General features: G+C 68.7%; 26 protein-coding genes. 20 read left to right on the top strand and 6 right to left on the bottom strand.

The genetic code is table 11. From position 1 onward, the window contains the following. Positions 1 to 9: 9 nt before the first annotated feature. Genes bioB through ACX12F_RS16990 form a run of 3 tightly spaced genes read left to right on the top strand, consistent with a single transcriptional unit; the run spans position 10 to position 1,912 of the window. Positions 10 to 1,017 (top strand): biotin synthase BioB, encoded by a 1,008-nt coding sequence (gene bioB / locus ACX12F_RS17000; RefSeq protein WP_020103207.1) that lies wholly within the window; start codon positions 10 to 12, stop codon positions 1,015 to 1,017. Beyond that, on the top strand, positions 1,017 to 1,256 hold the full coding sequence (gene bsaP / locus ACX12F_RS16995; RefSeq protein WP_043398517.1) for a biotin synthase auxiliary protein BsaP: 240 nt from the start codon (positions 1,017 to 1,019) through the stop codon (positions 1,254 to 1,256). Before bioB ends, bsaP begins: the two co-directional genes overlap by 1 nt. Next, a complete protein-coding gene (locus ACX12F_RS16990; protein ID WP_459365696.1) occupies positions 1,253 to 1,912 on the top strand; it encodes a DUF2567 domain-containing protein in 660 nt (219 codons plus the stop codon). The genes bsaP and ACX12F_RS16990 overlap by 4 nt, the downstream gene beginning before the upstream one ends. Here ACX12F_RS16990 and ACX12F_RS16985 read toward each other — a convergent pair. Both ACX12F_RS16985 and ACX12F_RS16980 read right to left on the bottom strand, forming a co-directional pair. Beyond that, positions 1,896 to 3,224 (bottom strand): lipase family protein, encoded by a 1,329-nt coding sequence (locus tag ACX12F_RS16985; RefSeq protein WP_459365695.1) that lies wholly within the window; start codon positions 3,222 to 3,224, stop codon positions 1,896 to 1,898. The two genes, ACX12F_RS16990 and ACX12F_RS16985, sit on opposite strands and share 17 nt — an antisense overlap. Positions 3,225 to 3,311: 87 nt before the next feature. Continuing rightward, positions 3,312 to 4,004 (bottom strand): NUDIX hydrolase, encoded by a 693-nt coding sequence (locus tag ACX12F_RS16980; RefSeq protein WP_459365694.1) that lies wholly within the window; start codon positions 4,002 to 4,004, stop codon positions 3,312 to 3,314. Positions 4,005 to 4,052: 48 nt separating this feature from the next. Between ACX12F_RS16980 and nadA the strand changes: the two genes are divergently transcribed. From nadA to ACX12F_RS16960, 4 genes are all read left to right on the top strand, one after another. Further along, positions 4,053 to 5,066, top strand: a complete 1,014-nt coding sequence (gene nadA / locus ACX12F_RS16975; protein WP_459365693.1) for a quinolinate synthase NadA — start codon at positions 4,053 to 4,055, stop codon at positions 5,064 to 5,066. A gap of 2 nt (positions 5,067 to 5,068) precedes the next feature. Beyond that, positions 5,069 to 6,667 carry an L-aspartate oxidase gene (locus tag ACX12F_RS16970; protein WP_459365692.1) on the top strand — a complete coding sequence of 533 codons (1,599 nt, stop codon included), beginning with the start codon at positions 5,069 to 5,071 and terminating at the stop codon, positions 6,665 to 6,667. Between the two features lie 64 nt (positions 6,668 to 6,731). Next, positions 6,732 to 7,589: a carboxylating nicotinate-nucleotide diphosphorylase gene (nadC, locus tag ACX12F_RS16965; protein WP_459365691.1), complete on the top strand. Its 858-nt coding sequence runs from the start codon at positions 6,732 to 6,734 to the stop codon at positions 7,587 to 7,589. Between the two features lie 22 nt (positions 7,590 to 7,611). Then, on the top strand, positions 7,612 to 8,172 hold the full coding sequence (locus ACX12F_RS16960) for a flagellar basal body-associated FliL family protein (RefSeq protein WP_459365690.1): 561 nt from the start codon (positions 7,612 to 7,614) through the stop codon (positions 8,170 to 8,172). 48 nt (positions 8,173 to 8,220) lie between these two features. Here the strand turns inward: ACX12F_RS16960 and ACX12F_RS16955 are convergent, their stop codons facing one another. Further along, positions 8,221 to 8,637: a nitroreductase family deazaflavin-dependent oxidoreductase gene (locus ACX12F_RS16955; RefSeq protein ID WP_138231152.1), complete on the bottom strand. Its 417-nt coding sequence runs from the start codon at positions 8,635 to 8,637 to the stop codon at positions 8,221 to 8,223. A 45-nt stretch (positions 8,638 to 8,682) separates the two neighbouring features. Here ACX12F_RS16955 and hisD point away from each other — a divergent pair, with 45 nt between their 5' ends. The 8 genes from hisD to hisI are packed head-to-tail and all read left to right on the top strand — an operon-like array spanning position 8,683 to position 15,095. Further along, entirely contained in the window at positions 8,683 to 10,014 is a 1,332-nt protein-coding gene (hisD, locus tag ACX12F_RS16950) for a histidinol dehydrogenase (protein ID WP_459365689.1), read from the top strand. After that, positions 10,014 to 11,168, top strand: coding sequence for a histidinol-phosphate transaminase (locus ACX12F_RS16945; protein ID WP_459365688.1), 1,155 nt, complete (start codon positions 10,014 to 10,016; stop codon positions 11,166 to 11,168). Before hisD ends, ACX12F_RS16945 begins: the two co-directional genes overlap by 1 nt. Continuing rightward, the gene (gene hisB / locus ACX12F_RS16940) at positions 11,165 to 11,773 is read left to right on the top strand and encodes an imidazoleglycerol-phosphate dehydratase HisB (RefSeq protein ID WP_459365687.1); all 609 of its coding nucleotides are present in this window, start codon (positions 11,165 to 11,167) and stop codon (positions 11,771 to 11,773) included. The genes ACX12F_RS16945 and hisB overlap by 4 nt, the downstream gene beginning before the upstream one ends. Next, positions 11,770 to 12,387, top strand: coding sequence for an imidazole glycerol phosphate synthase subunit HisH (gene hisH, locus ACX12F_RS16935; protein ID WP_459365686.1), 618 nt, complete (start codon positions 11,770 to 11,772; stop codon positions 12,385 to 12,387). The genes hisB and hisH overlap by 4 nt, the downstream gene beginning before the upstream one ends. Continuing rightward, positions 12,384 to 13,115: a bifunctional 1-(5-phosphoribosyl)-5-((5-phosphoribosylamino)methylideneamino)imidazole-4-carboxamide isomerase/phosphoribosylanthranilate isomerase PriA gene (priA, locus tag ACX12F_RS16930; RefSeq protein WP_459365685.1), complete on the top strand. Its 732-nt coding sequence runs from the start codon at positions 12,384 to 12,386 to the stop codon at positions 13,113 to 13,115. The genes hisH and priA overlap by 4 nt, the downstream gene beginning before the upstream one ends. Further along, on the top strand, positions 13,116 to 13,940 hold the full coding sequence (locus tag ACX12F_RS16925; RefSeq protein ID WP_459365684.1) for an inositol monophosphatase family protein: 825 nt from the start codon (positions 13,116 to 13,118) through the stop codon (positions 13,938 to 13,940). Beyond that, a complete protein-coding gene (gene hisF / locus ACX12F_RS16920) occupies positions 13,937 to 14,710 on the top strand; it encodes an imidazole glycerol phosphate synthase subunit HisF (RefSeq protein WP_459365683.1) in 774 nt (257 codons plus the stop codon). The genes ACX12F_RS16925 and hisF overlap by 4 nt, the downstream gene beginning before the upstream one ends. Positions 14,711 to 14,744: 34 nt before the next feature. Next, positions 14,745 to 15,095, top strand: a complete 351-nt coding sequence (gene hisI / locus ACX12F_RS16915; RefSeq protein WP_459365682.1) for a phosphoribosyl-AMP cyclohydrolase — start codon at positions 14,745 to 14,747, stop codon at positions 15,093 to 15,095. Here the strand turns inward: hisI and ACX12F_RS16910 are convergent. Next, the gene (locus tag ACX12F_RS16910; RefSeq protein ID WP_459365681.1) at positions 15,092 to 15,742 is read right to left on the bottom strand and encodes a TetR/AcrR family transcriptional regulator; all 651 of its coding nucleotides are present in this window, start codon (positions 15,740 to 15,742) and stop codon (positions 15,092 to 15,094) included. The genes hisI and ACX12F_RS16910 overlap by 4 nt on opposite strands. 162 nt (positions 15,743 to 15,904) lie before the next feature. Here ACX12F_RS16910 and ACX12F_RS16905 point away from each other — a divergent pair, with 162 nt between their 5' ends. The 5 genes from ACX12F_RS16905 to atzF are packed head-to-tail and all read left to right on the top strand — an operon-like array spanning position 15,905 to position 22,775. Continuing rightward, the gene (locus tag ACX12F_RS16905; RefSeq protein ID WP_459365680.1) at positions 15,905 to 17,413 is read left to right on the top strand and encodes an amino acid permease; all 1,509 of its coding nucleotides are present in this window, start codon (positions 15,905 to 15,907) and stop codon (positions 17,411 to 17,413) included. A 28-nt stretch (positions 17,414 to 17,441) separates the two neighbouring features. Then, a complete protein-coding gene (locus ACX12F_RS16900) occupies positions 17,442 to 18,308 on the top strand; it encodes an urea amidolyase associated protein UAAP1 (protein WP_459370393.1) in 867 nt (288 codons plus the stop codon). Continuing rightward, a complete protein-coding gene (locus tag ACX12F_RS16895) occupies positions 18,305 to 18,952 on the top strand; it encodes an urea amidolyase associated protein UAAP2 (RefSeq protein ID WP_459365679.1) in 648 nt (215 codons plus the stop codon). The genes ACX12F_RS16900 and ACX12F_RS16895 overlap by 4 nt, the downstream gene beginning before the upstream one ends. A 41-nt stretch (positions 18,953 to 18,993) precedes the next feature. Next, positions 18,994 to 21,090 (top strand): 5-oxoprolinase/urea amidolyase family protein, encoded by a 2,097-nt coding sequence (locus ACX12F_RS16890; protein WP_459365678.1) that lies wholly within the window; start codon positions 18,994 to 18,996, stop codon positions 21,088 to 21,090. Then, positions 21,090 to 22,775, top strand: a complete 1,686-nt coding sequence (atzF, locus tag ACX12F_RS16885) for an allophanate hydrolase (RefSeq protein ID WP_459365677.1) — start codon at positions 21,090 to 21,092, stop codon at positions 22,773 to 22,775. The genes ACX12F_RS16890 and atzF overlap by 1 nt, the downstream gene beginning before the upstream one ends. Here the strand turns inward: atzF and ACX12F_RS16880 are convergent. Both ACX12F_RS16880 and ACX12F_RS16875 read right to left on the bottom strand, forming a co-directional pair. Next, complete coding sequence (locus ACX12F_RS16880) at positions 22,768 to 23,565, bottom strand: ABC transporter ATP-binding protein (RefSeq protein WP_459365676.1); 798 nt, start codon at positions 23,563 to 23,565, stop codon at positions 22,768 to 22,770. The two genes, atzF and ACX12F_RS16880, sit on opposite strands and share 8 nt — an antisense overlap. Further along, a complete protein-coding gene (locus tag ACX12F_RS16875) occupies positions 23,562 to 24,233 on the bottom strand; it encodes a FadR/GntR family transcriptional regulator (RefSeq protein WP_459365675.1) in 672 nt (223 codons plus the stop codon). The genes ACX12F_RS16880 and ACX12F_RS16875 overlap by 4 nt, the downstream gene beginning before the upstream one ends. Positions 24,234 to 24,292: the final 59 nt, after the last annotated feature.

The raw sequence follows: 24,292 nt of genomic DNA, 5'->3' as shown, positions 1-24,292 counted from the left end.
GGAGTGCCGATGACTCAGGCCGCGACCGATGTACTGGGTGTTGCCCGCGAGCAGGTGCTCGAGCGCGGCGAAGGCCTGAGCCAGGAGCAGGTGCTCGAAGTTCTGCAGCTGCCCGACGACCGGCTGGAAGACCTGCTGGCCCTCGCGCACGAGGTGCGCATGAAGTGGTGCGGTCCCGAGGTCGAGGTCGAGGGCATCATCAGCCTGAAGACCGGCGGTTGCCCCGAGGACTGCCATTTCTGTTCGCAGTCCGGTCTTTTCGCCTCCCCGGTGCGCAGCGCGTGGCTGGACGTCCCGAGCCTGGTCGAGGCCGCGAAGCAGACCGCCAAGACCGGCGCCACCGAATTCTGCATCGTGGCGGCGGTGCGCGGGCCCGACGAGCGTCTGCTGGCCCAGGTGGCCGCCGGCATCGAGGCCATCCGCAACGAGGTCGACATCCAGATCGCGTGCTCGCTGGGCATGCTCGATCAGGAGCAGGTTGACCGACTCAAGGCCATGGGCGTGCACCGCTACAACCACAACCTGGAGACCTCGAAGTCGTACTTCCCGAACGTCGTCACGACCCACACCTGGGAAGAGCGATGGAAGACGCTCGAGATGGTGCGCGAGGCCGGCATGGAGGTCTGCTGCGGCGGCATCCTCGGCATGGGTGAGACGCTGGAGCAGCGCGCCGAGTTCGCCGCCAACCTGGCCGAGCTGAACCCGCACGAGGTGCCGCTGAACTTCCTGAACCCGCGCCCGGGCACGCCGTTCGGTGACCTGGAGGTGCTGCCGGCCGCTGACGCGCTGCGCGCCGTCGCCGCGTTCCGCTTGGCCATGCCGCGCACCATGCTGCGCTTCGCCGGTGGCCGTGAGATCACGCTCGGCGACCTGGGCGCCAAGCAGGGCATCCTGGGCGGTATCAACGCCGTCATCGTCGGCAACTACCTGACGACGCTGGGCCGCCCGGCCGAGTCCGACCTGGAACTGCTGGACGATCTGCAGATGCCGATCAAGGCCCTCAACGCCACGCTGTGATGACCCGCGAATTGCCCGCACCGGTCAGTGCCGGCAAGTTCAACGTGTACACCGGTGTCGCGGCTGATGCCGTCGACGGCGCCGTCATGCCGACCACGGCCCAGCTCGGTCTGGAGGCGCCCCGGTTCTGCGCCGAATGCGGCCGACGCATGGTGGTGCAGGTGCGCCCCGACGGGTGGTGGGCCAAGTGCTCACGGCACGGGGTGGTGGACTCGAAGGACCTGGAGACCCAAAGGTGACCGAAGGCGTCCAGAGTGCCGAAACGGTGCAGCCGCCGAAGCTTTCGCATCGCGCGGCCGCGCTGCGGGTCGTCGTCGGGTTGACACTGACCGGCGCACTCGGTGGGGTGCTGTGGGCGTTTCTGGCGCCGCCCGTCGACGCTGTCGTGGCGTTGACGAAGAAGGGGCAGCGCATTCACGGGTACTTCGGTGACGAGGCGGACCGGGTGTTCCTCGGCGGTGCGCTGGCGGTTGGCCTGCTGACGGTGATCGCCGTGGTGGCCGCCACGCTGGTGTGGCAATGGCGGGCGCATCGCGGGCCGGTCCTGGCCGGCGCACTGGCGCTCGGCAATGTAGCCGCGGCCGGAGCCCTCACCGGTGTCGGTGCCGTCGTCGCTCATTGGCGCTACGGGACGCCGGACCTTGCGGCCACGGCGTTGTCTCCCGAGCATCGGGTGGGCTACCTCGTCGAGGCGGCGCCGGTGTTCTTCGGCCACTCGCCGTGGGTTGTCGCGACGACGCTGTTCTTCCCTGCCGGCGTCGCCGCGCTGGTGTACCTCTTCTGCACGCTGGCGACCAAGCGCGACGATCTGGGTGCCTGGCCGCCGGTGGCGCCGACGCCGCCGGGTGTGGTGCTACCGACCGCCGATGCGGTTGCGGCTACCGACGCCCAATAGGAAGTCCCAGCAGCACCTTCGTGCTGACCACACCGAGCTTGATCAAGCCGAGGTAGGTCGCCGGGTTCAGCAGGACCGGCCACGACGTACGCACGGTGGGGCCCAACGGCTTACCGGCGAACCGGTCGGCCAGCCAGCTCAGTGCCATCGGTGCGGCCAGCGGGTGCAGGGCGATGTGCTCGCTGAGGATGTCCCGGTGGTAGGTCACGTGCGAGCCGCCCATGACGTAGGTGTCGGTCAGCTCGTCGATGTTGCCGACCGCGATGATCTGGTCGTACACGGCCTGCATCACCAGCAGCGGCGGCGTCGGCGCGGTCTTGCCCAGCTTGATGCTCTCGAAGACGTGCTGCACCTCGGGAGTGTCGAGCACTTCATGCAGCGGCTTCTTCAGCAGGCTGCCCATGTCGAGTCCGGCGTGCCGGACGACGGCCTCGACGGTCGTCATGCCCTTGATGTTGCGCAGCATCGCTTTGCCGGCCTCGGTGGCATGCTCGTGGATGACGCGGTTCAGGCCCGGGTAGATATGCATGAGCGCCGCGATGACGGTGGCCGGTAGGCCGGCTTTGGCGGTGCCGTTCAGCTGGTGGAACACGTTGCCTAGGTTGGCAACCGGCGAGCCGAGGGCGGCGCCGACGACGTTGAGCTCAGGTGCGTAGCCTGCGTATTCCTCAGCGGCCCAGGAGCTGGCGAGACCGCCGCCCGAGTAGCCCCACAGACCGATCGGTGCATCGGCGTACAAGCCGAGTGATTCGGTGTTGATGGCGGCGCGCAGGCCGTCGAGGATGTGGTAGCCAGGCTGGTGCGGGGCGCCCCAGATGCCGTCGGTGCCTTCGTGGTCGGGGACGGACACGGCCCAGCCCTGGGCGAGGACCGCGGCGATGAGCATGTATTCGAGCTGCGCCACCGAGCCGAGGGCCCGGGCACGATGCCGCAGGGCGTAGGACGGGAAACAGGCGTCGGAGACCGCGTCGATGGCGCACTGGTACGACACGATGGGACAACGACTGTCCGGGTTGTGGTCGACGGGCAGCAGCACGGTGGTCACCGCCGCCTGCGGTGCGCCGCCCAGGTCGGTGCTGCGGTACAGCAGCTGCGTGGCGGTGACGCCCTGGGGGATGACGCCCATGAACCCGAGCTCGACGTCACGGGACCGCAGGACGGTACCGGGCGTGGTGAGCTCGAAGCCGACGGGCGGCATGTAGAACGCGTCGTCGCTGGGTCGCAGGGGGCGGATGCCGGACTGCAGCTCCTCGTGGTACGGCTGGCCGATCCACTCGGCGTCGAACGCCCTGGCTGCATTGCCCATGGTCATCGGCAAATCATGTCTTAAGGAACCCTTAAAAACCAATTCCGGCTCGCGAAATGTGGCCATAAAGTGATCTACGTCACGGTGCGTAGGTTAACTAGGTGGGCGTAGCGCGGCGAACTCGTCGGTGACGCGATATGTCGAGTCGGTGAACCGGTACAGCGCGGCCGGCCGGCCGCCGCTGCGTCCGGAACGCGCGGTCGTGCCGGTCGGGGTGATGACGCCGCGTCGGGCCAGCACGCGCTGCAGGTTGGTTGGATCCACCTGGTGGCCCAGCGTGGCGGCGTAGATGTCGCGCAGCGTGGTGAGCGTGAATTCTTTTGGCGCCAAGGCGAATCCGATGTTGGTGTAGGACATCTTGGCGACCAGCCGGGCGTGGGCGTGGGCGATCATCGGGCCGTGGTCGAAGGCCGTGGGGGGCAGCGCCGACACCGGATGCCAGCGCGTGTCGGCCGGCAGTTCGGGTGTGGCGGGGGAGGGTACCAGGCCGAGGAAGGTCGAGGCGATGGTGCGCGGTCCGGGCACGCGTCTGGGATCGGAGAAGACCGCGAGTTGCTCGAGGTGGGTCAGTTGGCGCAGGTCGACCTTCTCGGCAAGTTGACGGCGGACTGAACTCGTCATGTCTTCGTCGTGTCGCAGCTGGCCGCCGGGTAGGGACCACGCGCCGCGCTGCGGTTCCATGGCACGTTCCCATAGCAGCACGCTGAGCTGCGGCTTTTTGCTGGCGAGGGCGCGCACCTGAAACACGACGGCGAGCACTTCATGCGCAGTGCTAGTATGTGGCATGTTTTCGATCATAAGTCGAAAACCTGGCCAGGTTCAAAGGAGACGGCCATGACGGTTCTGGACCGTGCGACGGAGTCAGGCGGGTTCGGCGACGTAGTCGCCGACGCGCAGTGGGCGGACGAGGTGCGCCGCCTGGCAAAAGAGCGCAATGCCACGATCCTCGCGCACAACTACCAGTTGCCCGAGATTCAGGACATCGCCGACCACGTGGGCGACTCGCTGGCGTTGTCCCGGATCGCGGCCGACGCCGCCGAGGACACCATCGTGTTCTGCGGTGTGCACTTCATGGCCGAGACCGCGAAGATCCTGTCACCGGCCAAGACCGTCCTGATCCCGGACCAGCGGGCGGGCTGCTCGCTGGCCGATTCGATTACCGCGGACGACCTGCGGGCCTGGAAGGCCGACTACCCGGACGCGGTGGTGGTGTCCTACGTGAACACCACCGCGGCCGTCAAAGCACTCACCGACATCTGCTGCACGTCGTCCAACGCTGTCGAGGTGGTCGCCTCGATCCCCGCGGACAAGACCGTGCTGTTCTGCCCCGACCAGTTCCTCGGTGCGCACGTGCGCCGCATGACCGGACGGGACAACCTGCACATCTGGGCCGGGGAGTGTCACGTGCATGCCGGCATCAACGGTGACGAGCTCGCCGACCAGGCCCGCTCGCACCCCGACGCCGAACTGTTCGTGCACCCCGAATGTGGTTGTGCGACATCGGCTCTGTACCTGGCGGGCGAGGGCGCCGTGCCCGACGACCGGGTGAAGATCCTGTCCACCGGCGGCATGCTCGACGCCGCCCGGGATACCCAGGCCAAGCAGGTGCTGGTCGCCACCGAGATCGGCATGCTGCACCAGTTGCGCCGTGCCGCACCCGAAATCGAATTCCTGGCCGTCAATGATCGGGCCTCCTGCCCCTACATGAAGATGATCACGCCGGCCGCGCTGCTGCGCTGCCTGCGCGACGGTGCCGATGAAGTTCACGTCGACGAGGACGTCGCAGCCGCAGCTCGGTTGAGCGTGCAGCGCATGATCGGGATCGGGCAGCCCGGCGGCGGGGAATAGTGATGAGGGCCTCCACGCCCGGGAGGCTGGCCGCGTGCGGCGGACGCGGCTATTGGCGCCAACGTGCCGACGTCATCGTCGTCGGCACGGGCGTCGCCGGTCTGGCCGCCGCCCGCGCGGCGCAACTGGCTGGCAGCCGCGTCGTGGTCGTCGGCAAGTCCGGTGAGACAGCCACCGCGTACGCACAGGGTGGCATCGCGGTCGTCATCCCCGACACCGATGACTCGGTGCAGGCGCACGTCGCCGACACGGTCGCGGCCGGCGCCGGTCTGTGCGACGTCGAGGCGGTCACCTCGATCGTCGCCGACGGTTATGCCGCGGTACGCGAATTGGTCGGTGCCGGTGCGGCTTTCGATGAAGTGAGTCCGGGGGACTGGTCGCTGACCCGCGAGGGCGGGCACAGCCGCCGCCGCATCATCCACGCCGGCGGCGACGCCACCGGCGCCGAGGTGCAACGGGCGCTGGCGGCCGCGACGCAGACGCTGGACATCCGGCCCAATCATGTTGCGCTGCAGGTGCTGCACCACGACGGCGTGGTCAGCGGACTGCTGGTCCTGAGCCCTGAGGGACCCGGGGTGCTGACGGCGCCGTCGGTGATCCTGGCGACCGGCGGGCTGGGTCAGCTGTACACCGCGACCACCAACCCCGACGGGTCCACCGGCGACGGCATCGCCCTCGCGCTGCGCGCCGGACTAGCGGTCCGCGACATCGAGTTCATCCAGTTCCACCCCACCATGCTGTACACCGGCGCGGCCGGTGGTCGTTGCCCGTTGATCACCGAAGCGCTGCGCGGCGAAGGGGCGATCCTGCGTGACCGCCGCGGCGACCCGGTCACCGACGGCGTGCACCCGATGGGCGACCTGGCGCCGCGCGACATCGTGGCGGCGGCCATCGATGCGCGGCTGTCCGCCACCGGCGACGACTACGTCTACCTCGACGCCCGCGGTGTCCCCGATGTCGCCGCCCGGTTCCCGACCGTCACGGCCGCATGCCTGGCCGCCGGTATCGACCTTGCGCGTCAACCGATTCCGGTGGTACCCGGCGCCCACTACAGCTGCGGCGGTGTGGCCACCGACGTGCACGGGCGCACCGAGATGGCGGGCCTGTTCGCGGCCGGCGAGGTCGGACGCACCGGTATGCACGGCGGCAACCGCCTGGCCTCCAACAGCTTGTTGGAGGGACTGGTCGTCGGTGGCCGGGCCGGTCGCGCGGCGGCCGAGCAGGCCCGCGCCGCCGGCGGAAACCGCGTCCCGGAACCGGATTTGGGCACGCGGCCCGCAGTGGATCGGGATGCGCTTCAACAGGGCATGACGCGTTACGCATCCGTCGTGCGCGATGCCGCGGGGCTGGGACACCTGGGCGAATTGTTGGCCGGGGCGCGTGGCAAGGCCATGACGGACCGGACCGCCGTCGAGGATGCGGCACTGACGGTGACGGCGGCGGCGGTCGCGGCGGCCGCGGCGGCGCGGGCCGAATCCCGCGGCTGCCACCACCGCAGCGACCGGCCGGACCGGGATTCGGCGTTCGGGGTATCCATCGATATTCGGCTGGACGGCAACGGCTGTGCCGTAGCGGCGACGCCGGTAGCAGTGGGCGTGTGATGAGCGCTCGCGCGAGGATCAGCGGGAGTGCGCAGTGCATCCGTTCGAGGAAGAGAAGGTTCTGATGTCGCTCAGTGCAGCGGAATTGGCGGACGCGCGCGCGGTCATCGATCGCGCGCTCGACGAAGACCTGCGTTACGGCCCGGACGTCACCTCGGTGGCGACGGTGCCCGCCGACGCCACCACCGTCGCGTCGATGGTGCCGCGGCAGGCGGGTGTCATCGCCGGCCTGGACATCGCGGTTCTGGTGCTGGACAAGGTGATCGGCGTGGGCGCCTACCAGATCAGGGACCGGGCCGAGGACGGCGCGGAGGTCAAACCCGGCGACGCGGTGCTGACCGTCGAGGCGCCGACGCGGGCCCTGCTGACGGCCGAACGCACCATGCTCAACATCGTCTGCCACCTGTCGGGTATCGCGTCGGAGACGGCCCGTTGGGTGCACGAGGTGTCCGGAACGGACGCGGCCATCCGAGATACCCGAAAGACCTTGCCGGGACTGCGGTTACTGCAGAAGTACGCCGTGCGGGTCGGTGGCGGCGTGAACCACCGGCTGGGGCTCGGCGATGCCGCGCTGATCAAGGACAACCATGTCGCGGCCGCGGGGTCGGTGCTCGCGGCCCTGCAGGCGGTGCGTGCGGTGGCGCCGGATCTCCCGTGCGAGGTCGAGGTGGATTCGCTAGAGCAGCTCGACGAAATCCTCGGTGAAAACGTCGAATTGGTCTTGCTGGACAACTTCCCGGTCTGGCAGACGCAGATCGCGGTGCAGCGCCGCGATGCCCGCGCGCCCGGCACCAAGCTGGAATCGTCGGGCGGTCTGAGCCTGGACTCGGCCGCGGCCTATGCCGCGACCGGGGTGGACTACCTCGCCGTCGGCGCCCTGACACATTCGGTGCGGGTCCTCGACGTCGGACTCGATACGTAGCTCGGCCGCTACTATCACGGTCATGCCAGAAGACGAGAAGTCCGAAGACAAGACCACCACGCTGAGCAAGGCGGCCAAGGACTCCGGCGCGACGTCGGCGTCGGGTGGCGGATCGGTGTCCGTCACGCAGATCATCGCGATCGCCGCCGTGGTCATCGGCCTGATCGCTGCCGCTATCGGGGGTTACGCCTTGTACGAGGTGAAGCACCAGGACAAGACGTACACGCAGGCGGAGCAGGACGCCGCCAAGATCGCCGTGTGTGACGCCATGAAGACCGTCAGCAAGGGCATTGCGATCAACACCAACCTGACGCCTCCCGGCGGGCCGCAGGACACCACGGGCGCGCTGGCCGTGGCGGCCAACGCGCGCCTGGCGCTGATCACCGGTGGCCAGTACCTGTTGAACCGGATCGATCCGGCCGCCCCGGCCGACCTTGCGACGGCCGCGCGGAAGTACGCGAACACGCTGCTGGACATCGGGGCTGCGGCGACGTCGGGCGCGCAGACCGACGATCCGCAGCAGAAGGTGCGCCTGGACGACGCCGGCGCCGACAGCAAGCAGGTCGACGACATCTGCAAGTAGTCGCCGAGGTAACGATGGCCACGCTGGGTTCCAGCGTGGCCATCGTTGTCAGTGGGCGATGTCGGCGACGAAGACGCCGGTGCGCTTGGCCGCCATCTGTGCGATGCGCGGCAGCGACGGATCGACGGTGCCTGCCGGCAGTACCCGCGGGTTGACCAGGTGCAGGTCTTTCCGCGACACGTGGATGTCGGCTTCGCCGGCGGCCAGCACGTTCTTGACCCAGTTGGTCTTGCCGTGGGCCAGGGCGACCGCCAGCACGTCGCCCTTGCGGTACGACGTGACGATGGTCTCGAATTCCTTGCCCGACGTGCGGCCGCGGTGCTTGATGACCGAGAAACCGGGGAGCTTCTTGGACAGTGGGCGCAACGCCGGGTTGATGTACTTGATCTGGAAGTTTTCCAACCACACCGGGAAGATCATCGGCACACCGGCCGCGTTGTTGGGGTGTTCCTGACGGCTTGACATTGACGCCTCCGAATTCGATTTGGCCTGCTCTGGGAGAATAGTGGGGTGAACACTGCAGTGAAGCTCGCGCGTATCGATTTGCGAGGTCAGCAGCTGTCCGCGGCGCAGTTGCGAGCGGTGCTGCCCCGGGGCGGTGTCGACGTCGATTCGGTGCTGCCCAAGGTGCGCCCGATCGTCGACGCGGTGGTCGAACGCGGCGCGGTGGCGGCCCTCGAATACGGAGAGTCCTTCGACGGCGTGCGGCCGGCCGCCGTGCGCGTCCCCCAAGCCGAGCTGGACGCTGCGCTGACCCGGTTGCCCGCCGACGTGCGGGTGGCGCTCGAGGTTGCCATCGAGCGGACCCGCGCCGTGCACGCCGACCAGCGTCGCACCGACACCGTCACGACCCTCGCGCCGGGGGCGACCGTCACCGAACGCTGGGTCCCGGTCGAGCGCGTCGGGCTGTACGTGCCGGGCGGCAACGCCGTCTACCCGTCGAGTGTCGTGATGAACGTCGTGCCGGCCCAGACTGCCGGCGTCGACTCTCTGGTGATCGCCAGCCCGCCGCAGAAGGACCACGGTGGTCTGCCGCACCCGACCATCCTGGCGGCCGCCGCGCTACTCGGGGTCGACGAGGTGTGGGCCGTCGGCGGCGCCCAGGGCATCGCGTTGCTGGCCTACGGCGGCGTGGACACCACGGGTGAAGAGCTGGCACCGGTCGACATGATCACGGGGCCGGGCAACATCTTCGTCACCGCGGCCAAGCGCATCTGCCGCTCCCAGGTGGGCATCGATGCCGAGGCCGGCCCGACGGAGATCGCGATCCTGGCCGACGACTCGGCCAGCCCGGTGCACATCGCCGCCGATCTGATCAGCCAGGCCGAGCACGACGAGATGGCCGCCAGCGTACTGGTCACCACCAGTGAGAAGCTGGCCGACGCCACCGACGTCGAGGTGGCCGCGCAGGTCGCCACCACGCTGCACCGCGAGCGCGTGACGGTCGCGCTGAACGGCAAGCAGTCGGCCGTCGTGCTGGTCGACGATCTCGACGTCGGTGTGCGGGTGGTCAACGCCTACGCCGCCGAGCACCTCGAGATCCAGACAGCCGACGCCGCACAGGTCGCCGGCCGAATCCGTTCCGCCGGGGCGATTTTCGTCGGCGCCTGGTCGCCGGTGAGCCTCGGCGACTACTGCGCCGGGTCCAACCACGTGCTGCCGACCGCCGGCTGCGCACGGCACTCCAGTGGCCTGTCCGTCCAGACGTTCCTGCGCGGCATTCACGTCGTCGACTACACCGAGGCGGCCCTCAAAGACGTTGCGGGTCATGTGATCACGTTGGCCACGGCAGAGAACCTGCCGGCGCACGGTGAGGCCGTGCGCCGGAGGTTCGAGCAGTGATGAGCCGCTTGCGCGAAGAACAGAGTGGCCCGGTGAACAGCAAAATATCTCTGGCCGACCTACCCCTGCGCGACAACCTGCGGGGCAAGTCGCCCTACGGCGCACCGCAATTGGCGGTGCCGGTGCGGCTCAACACCAACGAGAACCCGCACCCGCCGACGCAGGCGCTGATCGACGACGTCGCCGCGACCGTGCGTGCGGCGGCTGCCGAGCTGCACCGCTACCCGGATCGCGACGCCATGGCACTGCGCACCGACCTGGCCGCGTACCTGCAGGCGCAGACCGGTGTCGCGTTGACCGCGGAAAACCTTTGGGCGGCAAACGGTTCCAATGAAATCCTGCAGCAGCTGCTGCAGGCGTTCGGCGGTCCGGGCCGCAGCGCCATCGGTTTCGTGCCGTCGTACTCGATGCATCCGATCATCTCCGACGGCACCCAGACCGAGTGGCTGTCGGCAACCCGGGCGGCCGACTTCGGGCTGGACATGGATGTGGCCGTCGCGGCGATCCGAGACCAGCAGCCGGACGTGGTGTTCGTGACCAGCCCCAACAACCCGACCGGGCAGAGCGTGCCGCTCGACGACCTGCGGCGATTGCTCGACGTCACGCCGGGCGTGCTGATCCTGGACGAGGCATACGGCGAATTCTCGTCGCAGCGCAGCGGTGTCGAACTGCTGGCCGACTACCCGGCCAAGCTGATCATCAGCCGTACCATGAGCAAGGCCTTCGCCTTCGCCGGAGGCCGGTTGGGCTACCTGGTGGCCGACCCCGCGGTCATCGACGCGATGCTGCTGGTGCGGTTGCCGTACCACCTCTCGGTGCTGACCCAGGCCGCCGCGCGTGCGGCGTTGCGGCATGCCGACGAGACCCTGAGCAGCGTCGCCACCTTGGCCGCGGAGCGCGACCGCGTGGCAGCTGCCTTGTCCGACATGGGTTTCCGGGTCATTCCCAGCGATGCCAACTTCATCCTGTTCGGGGAGTTCGCCGACGCCGCGGCCACCTGGCAGCGCTACCTGGACGCCGGCGTGCTGATCCGCGATGTCGGCATTCCCGGATTCCTGCGCACCACCGTCGGTTTGGCCTCGGAGAACGACGCCCTGCTCGAAGTCAGCGCCAAGCTCGCCGCATCGGAACTAGCCCCACAAGGAGTTTCATGACTCGCCGCGCCCGCGTGGAACGCATCACCAAAGAGTCGAGTATCCAGGTCGAAATCGACCTCGACGGCACCGGCCAGGTCGACATCAGCACCGGCGTGCCGTTCTTTGACCACATGCTGACCTCCCTGGGGACGCACGCCAGCTTCGATCTGACGGTGCACGCCAAGGGTGACGTCGAGATCGAGGGCCACCACACCGTCGAGGACACCGCGATCGTTCTCGGTCAGGCGCTCGGCGAGGCCTTGGGGGACAAGAAGGGCATCCGGCGCTTCGGTGATGCGTTCATCCCCATGGACGAGACCCTGGCCCATGCGGCCGTTGACGTTTCGGGACGCCCGTACTTCGTGCACACCGGCGAACCGGAGTCCATGGTGTCCTTCACCATCGCCGGTGCCGCGGTTCCGTACCACACCGTGATCAACCGGCACGTGTTCGAGTCGCTGGCCTTCAACGCCAAGATCGCGCTGCACGTGCGGACGCTGTACGGCCGCGACCCGCACCACATCACCGAGGCGCAGTACAAGGCCGTGGCCCGGGCGCTGCGCCAGGCTGTCGAGCCGGACCCCCGCGTGGCCGGGGTGCCCTCGACAAAGGGCACTCTGTGAGAAAGAAGCTCGTCGTCCTGGACTACGGTTCGGGCAATCTCCGGTCCGCCCAGCGTGCACTCGAGCGGGTGGGCGCCGACGTCGAGGTGACCGCTGACGCGGCGGCTGCCGCGGCTGCGGACGGACTCGTGGTGCCCGGCGTCGGTGCCTACGAAGCGTGCATGACGGGTCTGCGTTCGATCGGCGGGGAGAAGATCATCGCCGACCGTATCGCCGCGGGTCACCCCGTGCTCGGCGTATGCGTCGGAATGCAGATCCTGTTCTCGAAGGGTGTGGAGTTCGGTGTCCAGACCGAGGGCTGCGGGCAGTGGCCCGGCGAGGTCACCCGGCTCGATGCGCCGGTGATCCCACACATGGGCTGGAATACCGTCGACGCCGCTGCGGGCAGCACCCTGTTCAAGGGGCTCGGCCCGGACACGCGGTTCTATTTCGTGCATTCCTACGCCGCCCAGCAGTGGGGCGGCCATGCCGACGCGAAGGTCACCTGGGCCACGCATCACGTGCCGTTCATCGCCGCTGTCGAGGACGGCGCGTTGTCGGCAACGCAGTTTCATCCGGAGAAGAGCGGCGACGCAGGTGCGACGCTGTTGGCGAATTGGGTTGAGGGGCTATGAGTTTGATTTTGTTGCCGGCCGTTGACGTGGTCGACGGCAAGGCGGTGCGGCTGGTGCAGGGCAAGGCCGGCAGCGAGACCGATTACGGTTCGGCGCTGGAGGCGGCGCAGACCTGGCAGCGCGACGGCGCCGAGTGGGTGCACCTGGTGGACCTGGACGCCGCGTTCGGGCGGGGCAGCAACCGGGAACTGCTGGCCGAGGTGGTCGGCAAACTCGATGTGGCGGTGGAGCTTTCCGGCGGCATCCGCGATGACGCCTCACTCAAGGCGGCCATGGACACCGGCTGCGCCCGGGTGAACATCGGCACCGCCGCGCTGGAGAGCCCGCAGTGGTGCAGGCGCGCCATCGGCGAGTACGGCGACCGCGTGGCGGTCGGCCTGGACGTGCAGTTCGAGAACGGCAGCTGGCGCCTGCGTGGCCGTGGCTGGGAGACCGACGGCGGGGATCTGTGGGAGGTGCTGGAACGCCTTGACAGCGAAGGCTGCTCGCGTTACGTCGTCACCGATGTCACCAAGGACGGCACGCTGACCGGACCGAACCTGGAGCTGCTGAGCACCGTGGCCGGCCGCACCAAGGCACCGATCATCGCGTCGGGCGGGGTGTCGAGCCTGGACGACCTGCGGGCCATCGCCACGCTCACCGGGCAGGGCGTCGAGGGCGCGATCGTCGGAAAGGCCTTGTACGCCGAGCGGTTCACGCTGCCCGAGGCATTGGCCGCTGTGCGATAGATGGGTGAAGTGATCGAACCGGCGAGGTTGGCAGAGCTGGTCGCGACAGCGACCGGCATCCTCGACGACGCCGTTGCCCCCTTCATCGCCGGGCATCAGGCCGACGCGGCAGTTCGCAAGAAGGGCAACGACTTCGCCACCGAGATCGATTTGGCCATCGAGCGGCAGGTGGTCGCGGCGCTGTCGTCGGCGACCGGGATCGGCGTGCACGGTGAGGAATTCGGTGGTGCGCCCATCGATTCTGAACTGGTGTGGGTGCTGGACCCGATCGACGGCACGTTCAACTATGCCGCCGGTTCGCCCATGGCGGCGATCCTGCTCGGCCTGCTATGGCGGGGTACCCCGGTCGCCGGGCTGACCTGGCTGCCGTTCATGGGCCAGCGGTATGTCGCAACGGTGGATGGCCCTGTCCGCGACGGGGACTCGGTGTTGCCGCCGTTGGCTTCGTCCACGCTGGCCGACTCGATCATCGGCATCCAGACCTTCAACATCGAGTCGAAGGGCCGGTTCCCCGGGCGGTGGCGCAACGCGGTGCTGTCGGGCCTGACCCGGGAGTGCTCGCGGGTGCGGATGCACGGCGCCACCGGCCTGGATTTGGCCTACGTCGGCGCCGGCATCCTCGGTGGTGCAATAAGTTTCGGTCACCACATCTGGGACCACGCCGCAGGCGTGGCGCTGGTGCGGGCCGCCGGCGGCATCGTCACCGACCTCGCCGGCGAGCCCTGGACCGTCGAGTCCAAGTCGGCGCTGGCCGCCGCTCCCGGCGTGCACGAGAGGATGCTGGAGATCGTGAAGTCCGTTGGCGTGCCGGAGGAATACCTGTGAGTCTCGCAACCCGTGTCATCCCGTGCCTGGACGTCGACGGCGGCCGGGTGGTCAAGGGCGTCAACTTCGAGAACCTCAGGGACGCCGGTGATCCCGTCGAGCTGGCCGCCGCGTACGACGCCGAGGGCGCCGACGAGCTGACGTTCCTGGACGTGACGGCCTCGTCGTCAGGCCGCTCGACCATGCTCGAGGTGGTGCGGCGCACCGCCGAGCAGGTGTTCATCCCGCTGACCGTCGGCGGCGGCGTCCGCTCGGTCGAGGATGTCGACACCCTGCTGCGGGCGGGTGCCGACAAGGTCTCGGTCAACACCGCGGCCATCGCCCGGCCCGAACTCCTGTCGGAGCTGTCGCGTCAGTTCGGTTCGCAGTGCATCGTGCTGTCGGTCGATGCGCGGACCGTGCCCGAAGGATCTGATCCGACACCGTCCGGCTGGGAGGTGACCACACACGGTGGTCGCCGCGGTACCGGCATCGACGCTGTCGAATGGGCAGTCCGGGGAGCGGAACTCGGCGTCGGTGAGATCCTGCTGAACTCCATGGATGCCGACGGCACCAAAGCCGGGTTCGACCTCGCGATGCTGCGGGCGGTGCGCGCCGCGGTGAGCGTGCCGGTCATCGCCAGCGGGGGCGCCGGCGCTGTCGACCACTTCGCACCGGCAGTGCAGGCCGGCGCCGACGCGGTCCTGGCGGCCAGCGTGTTCCATTTCCGCGAGCTGACCATCGGTCAGGTGAAGGATGCGATGGCGGCTGAAGGGATCATCGTTCGATGAGCGAAGCGACATCGGCGAATGGAGGTCCGGTGCGATGAGTGCTCTCGATCCGAATATTGCGGCGCGCATCAAGCGCAATGAGGCCGGGCTGTTCACGGCCGTGGTGCAGCAGCGGGGCACCGGCGACGTCCTGATGGTCGCCTGGATGGACGACGACGCGCTGGCCCGCACCCTGGAAACCCGTGAGGCGACGTATTTTTCCCGCTCGCGCGGGCAGCAGTGGGTCAAGGGGTTGACGTCCGGACACACGCAGCACGTGCATTCGGTGCGGTTGGACTGCGACGGTGACGCCGTGCTGGTCGAGGTCGACCAGGTCGGCGGGGCCTGCCACACCGGCGATCACAGCTGCTTCGACGCAGACCTCCTGCTCGCCCCCGAGTCCTAGCCGGCGTCGGACAGGTGCTGCTGGACCAGTGCCCGTCCCTCGGCCTGCAGCGCGTCGTCGACATCGACGCCCAGCACCCGCAGCGCCGCATCAGCGATGGCGGCGGCCACTTCGTCACCGGCGATGCCGGGATCGTCGACGCGCTGCGCGATGACCGTTTCGGTGAGGCGCACCGGTAGGCCGCAGCGGAACTCGTCGTGGCCGCCCATGACGTCGACCGCGAGCTGGCGGTAGACGGCGTGCAGCTCACGCCGCCGGTGGTGGAAGCCCTCGATGCCGTCGACCTCCGGCAGCAGATACAGCCGGCCCAGGTTCCACGGGACGGACAACAGGTTGGCCGCGTCGCCTGCCGTCACCGCCCACAGTGCGGCCCGCGGATCCTCCACCGACCGCGTCACGCGCCGCGCGAAGTCCAGCGACGGCACCACCGTCGCATCGAGTAGTGCTTCGAGAATGGCTTCCTTGTTGGGGAAATGGTGATACAGCGAGGCCTGCCGGATGCCGACCGCCTCGGCGATGGACCGCGTCGAGGTCACGGTGAACCCCTGCGTCACAAAGAGTTCTCCGGCGGCGTCGAGGATCTGCTCGACGGCGGTACTGCCGGGGCGTAGGGCATCGCGATGGCGGGGGCGGCCTGGGCGGCTCATGCCACTACTGTGCCACCTGCGGTCATCCGCGCATCGCCGCCTCGCGTGAAACTCAACTGTTACATCGCGACCCACGCCGGAAACGTCGGTGACCCATCTGCGTCACGCTTTCCGTTAATTCTGTCAGTTGACAGGTATTAACCTCTGAAGAAGCGGGATCGGATGACATTGACCAACGCGTCGCCGGCGGACCACGACGATCTCGCCGAGTTCGGCTACGACCAACAACTGCACCGCTCGCTGGGCAAGTTCGCCTCGTTCGCGGCCGGCTTCTCGTTCGTCTCGATCCTCACCACAATCTTCCAGTTGTTCGGCCTCGGTTACGGTTTCGGTGGTCCGGCGTTCTTCTGGACCTGGCCTGCAGTATTCATCGGTCAGTTCGCGGTGGCCCTGTGCTTCGCCGAACTCGCCGCGCGGTACCCGATCTCGGGAGCCATCTACCAGTGGGCCCGTCGTCTCGGCGGTGAGGTGGTCGGCTGGTTCGGCGGCTGGTTCATGATCCTCGCGCAGATCATCACGGCGTCGGCCGCGGCCATCGCACTACAGGTGGTGCTGCCGGCGGTGTGGTCGGGTTTCCAGATCATCGGCACCGACACCGCTCTCACGTCCGCGGATGGAGCGGCCAACGCGGTGCTACTGGGTACCGCGCTCCTGGTGATCACCACCACGATCAATTGCATCGGAGTCCGCTGGATGTCGCGGGTGGCGACCATCGGGGTCTGCTGCGAGATCGTCGGCGTGATCGCGGTGGTCGGCGTGTTCTTCACTCATGCCCAGCGCGGTCCTCAGGTCGTTTTCGACACCGGCGCAGCGGGCCCCGGGTACGGCTGGGCCTGGATCGCCTCCGGCCTGATGGCCGCGTACGTCATGGTCGGCTTCGGTTCCGCCGGTGAACTCGCCGAGGAGACCCGCGACGCGCGCCGGGTCGCCCCGCGCACCATCCGCTCGGCGCTCACCGTCTCCGCACTCGGCGGTGGACTGATGATCATCGGTGCCCTGATGGCCGCGCCGAGCCTGACCGATGGGCGCCTGGCGACGGAGGGCCTGCCCTATGTGCTGGGTGCGGTGCTGTCCTCGCCGTGGGGGACCTTGCTCCTCGTCGATGTCGCCATCGCAATCTTCATCTGCACCTTGGCCATTCAGACCGCGGCCACCCGCCTGATGTTCTCCATGGCACGCGACCACCGGCTGCCGTTCTCGTCGCTGCTGTCCCGCGTCAATCCGGCTACCGGGACGCCCATTCCGCCGGCCATCGTGGTCGGTGTCGCCTGTGTCGGCGTGCTGCTGGTCAACGTCGGCAACTCCGCGATCTTCGCGACGCTCGCCAGCGTCTGCATCATCGCGATCTACATCGCCTACCTGCTGGTGACGGCACCGCTGCTGGTGCACCGGCTGCGGGGAATGCGTTGGGACGCAACGGTCACCGATGCCGGTGGACGGCCGCTCTTCTCGATGGGCCGCTGGGGACTGCCGATCAATGTGTTCGCGGTGGTGTACGGCATGGCCATGGTGATCAACCTGGCCTGGCCGCGGCCGGAGATCTACGACCCGACGGGCACCATGCCACTGCTGGTCTGGGCCGGGCCGTTCACCATCGTCGCCATCGTCACGCTCGGTGCCCTGTGCTTCCCGTACCGCCGGGAACACCCCCGCCCCGTCGGGTCGCTCTGACCCCGTCCAATCCGCAACTGCCGAAAGGATTCTCGTGACTGCCTCGTCCACCTCAACAACCGCTGCCGCCCGAGCGCACGCCCGCGCCCAGGCCGGCACTCACACGGCGGCCATGCCCGTCGTCCCGGCATCGCGGTGGCCGACACCGCCGTCCGGTGTCGACGCCGACCGTCTGACCTGGGCCGAGACGGTGCCCGGCGGCCGCTACACCAGCAAGGTGCTGGCCCGCGGAACGCGGTTGCGACTCACCGACATCGACGGTCGCGCGTGTGCGCACCTGCTGTTGTGGCGCGCCGATGCCCCGTGGGAGCGGCTCAACACCGCCGACACCGTCAAGGTGCCGTGGCAGGCGTACCTCGGTACCGGCCATCCGCTGCTCGACGACCAGGGGCGGGTCCTGGCGACCATCGTTGCCGACACCTCGGGTCACCATGACGCCTTGTGCGGCACTACAACCCGCGATCAGAACAAAGCCCGCTACGGGGCCGGCACCGCTCATTCGGACAGCCCGGCCGGCCGCGAGCTCCTGGTGCTCGCCGCGCTCAAGCACGGTCTCGGACCGCGCGACGTCGGCCCCGGGGTGTCGTTCTTCCACGGCGTCCGCGCCGACGATGCGGGTCAACTGGAGTCGACGGGCTCGGCCGGCCCCGGCACCACTGTCGAACTGATCGTGCATCTGCCGGTGATCGTGGCGATCGCCAACACCGCGCACCCGCTCGACCCCGACCCGAGCTTCAACACCTCCGACCTGGAGATCCTGGCCTGGTCCGCTCCTGACGACCTCGCCGAGCTGGCCGCCCGCGCCGAGACCATCGGGCCCGAATACGAACGCGCCCACCGCAACACCGAAGACGTCTGGACCGCACTACATCTCACCGAAGGAGCATCCGCATGAGCACCGCCATCGACTCGGTCCCCGCGCTGGTTTCCGGCACGACCATCCGCGACGAGATCGTCGAAGCTCGCGGCCCCTGGTCGGCGATCATCACGGCCGGCGATGTGCTGACCATCGTCGACCTGCACGGCAACCAGGCCGTCGACACCCTGATCTACGGGGCGCATGACACGTCCCGGCGCTACAGCGCGCAGACCACCATCACGGCGCAGCGGTCACTGTTCGTCGGCACCGGAACAGTGCTGCGGGACAGCGACGGTGGGGCACTGATGACCGTCGTGGCCGACGAAGTGGGCAACCACGACACCGTCGGGGGCGCCTGCTCGCAGGAGTCCAACACCCTGCGTTACGGCCACCACACGCGTCACCAGCACGCCTGCGTGGAGAACTTTCTGATCGAAGGCGCGCGCTACGGCCTCGGAAAGCGGGATCTGGCACCGAATCTCAACTTCTTCATGAACGTGCCGGTCGAGGCCGACGGCACCCTCGGCATCGTCGACGGGTTGTCGTCGCCAGGGCTGCGGGTGGCGCTGCGTGCCGACGCCGACGTCCTCGTGTTGGTGTCGAACTGCCCGCAGATCAACAACCCGTGCAACGGCTTCGATCCGACGCCGGTACGGATGATCGTCACCCGCCCGTCCTGATCCAGGTTCTGACACACCGCGTTGAGCAGAGGAGTGCCCGCATGGCGCCATCGATGACCGAGCGACCCATCACCGTGCTGCGGCCGGGACCGAGTACCACCGTTCAGGACTGGCCGGGCCGCATCGGCTACTGGCAGGTGGGTGTGCCCCCGTCGGGGCCGATGGACGACCTGTCGCTGCGGCTGGCCAACCTCGCGGTCGGTAACGCCGAAGGAGCACCCGGCCTGGAGGCGATGATGGCCGGCCCGACACTGGGATTCGACGAGGCGACCGTCGTCTGCGTCACCGGTGCTCCGGTATCGGTGACCCTCGACGGGGTGCCCGCCCGGCAATGGGCGCCCATTGCGGTCCCGGAGGGTGGCGTGCTCGAGATCGGCGCGGTGCAGGGCGTCGGGATGCGCATCTACATCGCAGTGGCCGGTGGGATCGAGGCCGAAGCCTACCTCGGCTCGCGCTCGACGTTCACGCTCGGGAAGTTCGGCGCGGGTGGCCGGGCCCTGGCCGCCGGTGACCGCCTCGATGTGGGTGCCGCGGTGGGCCGTCCGCGTCGGCTGACCGATGAGGAGGTCCCCTCGATCGGCCACGAATGGCGGCTGGCGGTCACCGAAGGACCGCACGGTGCACCGGAGTTCTTCACCCGCGCCGATATCGAAACTCTCTACGAGGCCACGTATCTGGTAGACCACAACCTCGACCGCACCGGTGTCCGCCTGGTCGGGCCGAAGCCGCAGTGGGCCCGGCCGGACGGCGGTGAGGCCGGTCTGCATCCGTCGAACATTCACGACACCCCGTATTCGGTTGGTGCACTGGACTTCACCGGTGATACCCCGATCCTGCTGGGCCCGGATGGCCCGAGCCTCGGCGGTTTCGTCTGCCCGGTGACGGTGACGTCCGCGGACCGCTGGAAGCTCGGGCAGCTCACCCCGGGTGACCGGGTGCGCTTCGTGCCCGTGCGGGCCAGCGCTGCGGCGCCGCTGGCGGCCCTGGGCACATCGCGGCGGGCGGCCTCGCCGGTGGTGCGGAGCCCGCGCGGTGACGGCGACGACGGGGTGCTGCACCGCGGCGTCACCGGGGACGGCACGACCTCGATGACGTTGCGCCGCAGTGGCGATGACAACCTGCTGGTCGAATACGGCACCATGACACTCGATCTGGTGCTGCGGGCGCGGGTGCACGCGCTGCACACCGCCATCGAGGCCAACCGGCCCCGCGGGATCATCGACCTGACGCCCGGAATCCGTTCGCTGCAGGTCAAGTTCGACGCCGCGCTCACCGATCATCAGACGATGACGGCGTTCGTGCTAGACATCGAGTCCGCGCTCGGGCCCGTCGACCAGTTGGTGCTGCCGAGCCGCTCGGTGCGATTGCCGCTCAGCTGGGATGACCCCACCATCCGGCTGGCCATCGACCGGTACCGCAACGGCGTGCGCGACGACGCCCCGTGGTGCCCGAGCAACATCGAGTTCATCCGGCGCATGAACGGCCTGGACTCACAGCAGGACGTGTTCGACATCGTCCACGCGGCGAGTTATCTCGTGCTCGGCCTCGGCGATGTCTACCTGGGCGCGCCTGTCGCCACGCCGGTCGATCCGCGGCACCGGGTGGTCACCACCAAGTACAACCCGGCCCGCACCTGGACACCGGAGAACGCGGTGGGGATCGGTGGTGCCTATCTCTGCATCTACGGCATGGAAGGCCCGGGTGGCTACCAGCTGATGGGCCGTACCACCCAGGTGTGGAACCACCGGTTCCCGCTGTCGGCACCGGGTTTCGAGCCCGGGCAGCCCTGGTTGCTGCGGTTCTTCGACCAGGTGTCGTGGTATCCGGTGTCCTCCGAGGAACTGACCGACCTGCGCGCCGACGTCGCGGCGGGGCGCGGCGCTGTGGACATCACCGATGGCGAGTTCCGGATCGCGGACTATCTGGACTTCCTGTCGCGTGAGGCCGACGACATCGCCGCGGTGCGACAACGGATGACGATTGCGCGGGGCGAGGAGCGGGCCCGCTGGGAGGCCAGCGGCGAGATCGGCGCACGCAAGAAGCCCGGGAGCGCGACGATCAAGCGGCGAGGTACGAGCCGCGATGAGGAGTGCGACCAATCAGATTCAGGTGCCACAACAGGACAGGAAGTCGCGTGATGGATCGGATCAGCGCCGCGTTCGCGGCCATTGCCCAGCGACCGGAAGCCTTCATCACCGTGCGCGACGAAGACGTGGTGCGCCAGGAATTTTCGCGGGCGCAGGGCCCGCTGGCTGGTCAGCTGCTTGCCGTCAAGGACAACGTCGACGTCGCCGGTTTGCCCACCACCGCGGCGTGCCCGGGTTATGCCTACACCCCGGAAGCCGATGCACCGGCGGTGGCGGCGCTGCGGGCGGCCGGTGCGGTGGTGATCGGCAAGACCAACCTGGACCAGTTTGCCACCGGGCTCGTCGGCACCCGAAGCCCGTACGGTGCGGTGCGCGACGCACGGCGACCGGACCGGATCTCGGGCGGTTCGTCGTCGGGTTCGGCCGTCGCGGTGGCCATCGGTGCGGCCGACATCGGAATCGGTACGGACACTGCTGGATCCGGTCGGGTCCCGGCGGCCTATCAGGGCCTGGTCGGGATCAAGGGCACCATCAGTCTGGTGTCGACCACCGGCGTCGTCCCGGCCTGCCCGAGCTACGATTGCGTGACTGTTCTCGCACGCGACCTGGCTACGGCAGAGCGCGCTATGGCGGTCATGGCCACGACGACACAGCGGCCTTGGCCCACCTCGACCCGCTTCGCCGCCCCGGCTGACCCGGTCCTGGCGGTGCCGACCGAACTCCCGGCGATGGCTCCCGGTTGGGCTGCCGCGTTCGAGCGGGCAGTCGACGCCGCGCGCGCCGCCGGCATGCGCATCGTGCCCATCGATCTGACGGACTTCCTGGCCGCCGCGCGCCTGCTGTACGACGGCGCACTGGTCGCCGAACGCACCGAAGCGGTGGGGGACTTCATCACCGGGGCGGTGGAAGACAACGACCTCGATGCCGGTCTCGATTCAACAGTCGCGGCCATCATCTCCGCCGGTGGTGCCCACACCGCGACGGGGTTGCTGCGCGATCGCCACACGCTGGATGGCCTGCGGCAGCGGGCGTTCCGCACGCTGGGGGAGTGCGACGCGCTGCTGGTCCCCACCGCGCCGCTGCAGCCGACGTTGGCGGAGGTAGCGGCCGACCCGGTCGGTGTCAACGCCAGGATCGGCACCTACACCAACTTCTGCAATCTGTTCGACATGTGTGGGGTCGCGGTGCCGGCCGGTGAGGTCGTCGAATCCGACGGCACCACAGCCCAATTCGGGGTGACCGTGCTGGGCCGGGCATTCGATGACGCTGTGGTGGCGGACATCGCGGCCCGGCTGAGCGGCGGCGAGCGTGGTGCGGTGCCGTCCTGGCCGGAGCAGGCGGGAGCCGGTGCGCTGACGCTCGTGGTCGCCGGCGCGCATCTGCGGGACCAGCCGCTGGCCGGACAGCTTCACGATCTCGGGGCACGGTGGGACGGCCCGGCCCGCACGGCCGAGCGCTACCGCATGACGGCGCTGCCGTCGGGCAAGCCCGCGCTGGTGCGGCTGCCGCACGGTGGGCGGGCCTTCGAGGTGGAACGCTGGGCGCTCTCGCCCGCGGCGCTCGGGAAGTTCCTGGCGGCCCTGCCGACGCCGATGGGTCTGGCGGCGGTGGAACTCAACGACGGGTCGTGGGAGACCGGGTTCGTATGCGCCGACGAAGAAGCCATCGCGGCACCAGACATCTCGGAGTTCGGCGGCTGGCGCGCCTATCTGAAGGCCCGGGAGTTCGCTAGCTGAATCGGGCACTCGCCGCGGCCCGGGCGGACCACCGGCCGTGGTCGTAGCCGACCTCGACGGGGTGCGAAAAGGCCTCTGACACATGATCGGTCGTCACGGCCTCGACGGCGGGGCCTACTGCGACCGTGCGGCCGCCCGAGATCAACAGGGCGTGGGACGTGGAGGTCGGCAGTTCCTCGAGGTGATGCGTCACCAGAATCGACGCCATCTCGGGATGTGAATGCTCCAGTGCATCAAGGGTTTCCAGCAACTGCTCACGAGCCGCCACGTCGAGGCCGGTGGTCGGCTCGTCGAGCAGCAGCAGTCGGGGCTCGGCGATCAGGGCGCGGGCGATCAGGGTCCGGCCCCGTTCACCCTGCGATAGCGTCGGCCACGCCGCGTCGGCCCGGTGCGTCAGCCCCACGGTCCCGATCAACTCGTCGGCGCGGGCGATGTCGTCGGCGGTCGGCGTCCAGCGAGCGGCGATGTCGATGGTGCCGGTGATGCCGGTCAGTACCACCTCACGCACCATCAGCGGGTACTGCAGCCGGTGCCGGGGGTTCACGTGGCCGATGGACCGGCGCAGCGGCGCCAGGTCGGTGCGGCCCATCTGCGCGCCCAGGACCCGCACGATTCCGGTCGTCGGAAACGTCACCGCGCCGCAGAAACCCAGCAGCGTGCTCTTGCCGGCACCGTTGGGGCCGAGCAGTGCCCAGTGCTCACCTTCCTGCACCGTCAGCGAGATGCCGTCGATGATCTGCTTGCCTTCGCGGCGGAAGGTCACGTCGTCGAGTTCGAGGACCGGGGTCATGAGAATGATTCCTTCAGGGTGCTCAGATGGGTGCGACTGGCCGCGGCGGCCGCGGCACCGTCGCGCGCGACGATCGCGTCGGCGAGTTGCTGATGCAGGTCGTGGTCGCACGGCTCGGATGTGATCGGGCGGATTTTGAGCATGTCGATCATCGCCAACCGCAGCCGGGGGAGGAATGCGTCGAACAACTGGATCAACACGTCGTTGTGCGCAGCGGCGATCACAGCCCGGTGAAAAGCCATGTCTGCGTCCACATGTTCGGGGACTGACTGGCCGGCGACCCCGCGGGCCGCGAGGGTCCGTCGGATGGTGCGCAAGTCGGCAGGGGTACGACGGGTCGCGGCCAGCGCGGCGCCCTCGGCCTCGATGGCGATGCGGGCCTCGATCACCGAGGCGATGTTTGCACTGCGCAGCACGGTGTCCCAATCGTCGGCGACATCGAGGGCGGTGACGAACACGCCGGCGCCCTGACGGCTGTCGAGGACGCCTTTTCCGGCCAGTTCCCGGATGGCCTCCCGCAGAGTGGAGCGTCCCACGCCGAGCTGCGCGGCCAAGGTGATCTCGCCTGGAAGGCGTTGTCCCAGCGCCCATTCGCCATCTTTGATGCGCGTCAGCAACAGCTGTGCGGCTTGTGCCGCCAGCGGTTGACGCTGTACCTGCGAAACCATGAAACCTCTCTACTTGTCTGAGGAGTTGTGTATAGTCTAACCATCATGACGCGCGTGCT

This window comes from Mycolicibacterium sp. HS_4_1 (assembly GCF_054515875.1).
Note: the sequence above shows the minus strand (reverse complement) of the source record. Positions and strands in the feature narration are given on the sequence as shown.

Coding starts and splice junctions, on each gene's coding strand:
- ACX12F_RS16945 (WP_459365688.1), top strand. CDS start 10,014: ATGAGCCGCTTGCGCGAAGAACAGAGTGGCCCGGTGAACAGCAAAATA.
- hisI (WP_459365682.1), top strand. CDS start 14,745: ATGAGTGCTCTCGATCCGAATATTGCGGCGCGCATCAAGCGCAATGAG.
- bsaP (WP_043398517.1), top strand. CDS start 1,017: ATGACCCGCGAATTGCCCGCACCGGTCAGTGCCGGCAAGTTCAACGTG.
- ACX12F_RS16985 (WP_459365695.1), bottom strand. CDS start 3,224: ATGACCATGGGCAATGCAGCCAGGGCGTTCGACGCCGAGTGGATCGGC.
- priA (WP_459365685.1), top strand. CDS start 12,384: ATGAGTTTGATTTTGTTGCCGGCCGTTGACGTGGTCGACGGCAAGGCG.
- nadC (WP_459365691.1), top strand. CDS start 6,732: ATGTCGCTCAGTGCAGCGGAATTGGCGGACGCGCGCGCGGTCATCGAT.
- ACX12F_RS16980 (WP_459365694.1), bottom strand. CDS start 4,004: ATGCCACATACTAGCACTGCGCATGAAGTGCTCGCCGTCGTGTTTCAG.
- ACX12F_RS16960 (WP_459365690.1), top strand. CDS start 7,612: ATGCCAGAAGACGAGAAGTCCGAAGACAAGACCACCACGCTGAGCAAG.
- ACX12F_RS16875 (WP_459365675.1), bottom strand. CDS start 24,233: ATGGTTTCGCAGGTACAGCGTCAACCGCTGGCGGCACAAGCCGCACAG.
- ACX12F_RS16890 (WP_459365678.1), top strand. CDS start 18,994: ATGGCGCCATCGATGACCGAGCGACCCATCACCGTGCTGCGGCCGGGA.
- hisB (WP_459365687.1), top strand. CDS start 11,165: ATGACTCGCCGCGCCCGCGTGGAACGCATCACCAAAGAGTCGAGTATC.
- ACX12F_RS16925 (WP_459365684.1), top strand. CDS start 13,116: ATGGGTGAAGTGATCGAACCGGCGAGGTTGGCAGAGCTGGTCGCGACA.
- bioB (WP_020103207.1), top strand. CDS start 10: ATGACTCAGGCCGCGACCGATGTACTGGGTGTTGCCCGCGAGCAGGTG.
- ACX12F_RS16880 (WP_459365676.1), bottom strand. CDS start 23,565: ATGACCCCGGTCCTCGAACTCGACGACGTGACCTTCCGCCGCGAAGGC.
- ACX12F_RS16970 (WP_459365692.1), top strand. CDS start 5,069: ATGAGGGCCTCCACGCCCGGGAGGCTGGCCGCGTGCGGCGGACGCGGC.
- ACX12F_RS16905 (WP_459365680.1), top strand. CDS start 15,905: ATGACATTGACCAACGCGTCGCCGGCGGACCACGACGATCTCGCCGAG.
- atzF (WP_459365677.1), top strand. CDS start 21,090: ATGGATCGGATCAGCGCCGCGTTCGCGGCCATTGCCCAGCGACCGGAA.
- nadA (WP_459365693.1), top strand. CDS start 4,053: ATGACGGTTCTGGACCGTGCGACGGAGTCAGGCGGGTTCGGCGACGTA.
- ACX12F_RS16955 (WP_138231152.1), bottom strand. CDS start 8,637: ATGTCAAGCCGTCAGGAACACCCCAACAACGCGGCCGGTGTGCCGATG.
- ACX12F_RS16910 (WP_459365681.1), bottom strand. CDS start 15,742: ATGAGCCGCCCAGGCCGCCCCCGCCATCGCGATGCCCTACGCCCCGGC.
- ACX12F_RS16895 (WP_459365679.1), top strand. CDS start 18,305: ATGAGCACCGCCATCGACTCGGTCCCCGCGCTGGTTTCCGGCACGACC.